The sequence below is a fragment of the Caecibacter sp. AF58-12pH5A genome (assembly GCF_027681725.1).
Lineage (GTDB): Bacteria > Bacillota > Negativicutes > Veillonellales > Megasphaeraceae > Megasphaera > Megasphaera hominis.
The window spans coordinates 1-1683 of sequence record NZ_JAQDBC010000005.1 but is presented as its reverse complement, the minus strand read 5'-3'; the positions used below and the strand labels follow the sequence as shown (position 1 = coordinate 1683).

The window sequence follows — 1683 nt, the reverse complement described above, 5'->3', positions numbered from 1 at the left end:
GCTTTTCTAGAGTTTATGCGGCTTTCTTCAAACGTAGTCTTTTATTGTGGTATTTATAAAGATTATGCCCGATAGAAACCAGGAAAATCTCTAAACGTACTTGTTCCATGCCTTTTCGAACGATTCTTTTGTACCAGCGGTTATTTTTCATGATCCCAAAAGTACCTTCGGATTGAATGGAACGATTCATACGAAGAAGAGCTCCTTGAATGCTTTCCAGGTTATTTACAACTTCTTGATGCATGGAGGTTAGTTCCTGGTTAAGACGAATCGTCCTGTTTTTATCGGTCTTTTTACACGCGGAGGCATATGGACAATCCATGCAATTTTCGCACTGGTAGACTTCTTCCTGACGCCCATATCGATTCCCTTTTACATTTCGTCTGTATTGAAGATGAAAGGCCTGTCCGGCCGGACAACGCAGTGTGCCTTTTTCATCAATCTTGAAATTCACGGCTCGAAACGGATTATCTCGATACTTCGCGTCAGTAGTTTCTTTCTTGTACATAGTGAATTTCATGTACTTTTCCATTCCGTGTTGCTCGCAGTAAATATAATTATTGTATGAACCATATCCTGCATCAGCAACGGGATACTTTGGATAAAACCCGTAGGTATCATGAAATTTCTCCAGTAAGGGAACGAAACAATCCATGTCTGAACGGTATTGATTTACATCAGCTACGGCTATGTATTCATCTGCAATGCCAAATTGAACATTGTAGGCTGGTAAGAGCTGGTCGTTGCCCATATAATCGGTTTTGAGCCGCATGAATGTGGCTGCATGGTCTGTCTTGGAATAACTGTTCCGTTCTGGACCACAAACGGTTATCTTTTCAACATATTCTTCAAGTTTCGCTGTATATTGCTGCAGGCGTTCATAATAGCGCTGCTGCGGTGTTTTTCGATGCCCTTTTCCATGAACAAATTTTGTTTCATCCAGTTCATAGATTTTGGCATATCGTTCCGTTACTTCACTAAGGTATGCAGGAACGTATTCGGAATTCGTATCAATTTTGATGCCGAAGCTGGCAAGGTCATTGTTGATTTCATCGAGTAGCTCCGTGATTTTTTCAAAAAGTCTATATCTGGATTTTTCCGTCGCTTTCTTCCATACCCAGCTGTATTTATTGGCATTTGCCTCAAATTTCGAACCGTCGATATACAGATGGCTCAAATCTACATGATCTTTGGCAAAGATTTTCTTGTTGATATCGCTGAACAATTCCTCAACGGATGGTTTGAGCATATTTTCGATAAAATATCCGAAAGTGCGGTAAGATGGTGTCTCATGATCCATAAGATACATAAAGCGAAGATTGACTTTACAGCAATCTTCGAGTTCGCGGAGCGAGATATATCCATTAGTCATAAATCCGAATAAGATTGTTTTCAACATGCTGGTCGGGTTGTACCTGATACGTCCGGTAACGTGCGTTGGAACATTGCTCAGGTATTTCTCCAAGTCGATTTCCTCCATAAATCGGTCAAAAACCAGCACAGGATCGCAGATATTCAGACAATCTGAAATAAACAGTGGCAAAATAGCCTGTTTTGTTTTAAAATAATTGATGGTTGAATTTTTCATTAGTTACGTAAAATTTTACCACAAAATGAGGATCACCGGCTCTTTCGAGCCAGTGATCCTCATTCGTTTTTATAGGGGCGTTATTTCACAGCCCC

1 protein-coding gene is annotated in these 1683 nt (G+C 40.3%); it reads right to left on the bottom strand.

The window, feature by feature from the left end; translation table 11 throughout:
* Nucleotides 1–13: 13 nt before the first annotated feature.
* Nucleotides 14–1588, bottom strand: coding sequence for an IS1182 family transposase (locus PGX44_RS03730; RefSeq protein ID WP_498854309.1), 1575 nt, complete (start codon nucleotides 1586–1588; stop codon nucleotides 14–16).
* Nucleotides 1589–1683 lie beyond the last annotated feature (95 nt).

What these genes read in the sequence shown, in the direction of transcription:
- PGX44_RS03730 (WP_498854309.1), bottom strand. Translation starts at nt 1,588, where the DNA reads ATGAAAAATTCAACCATCAATTATTTTAAAACAAAACAGGCTATTTTG.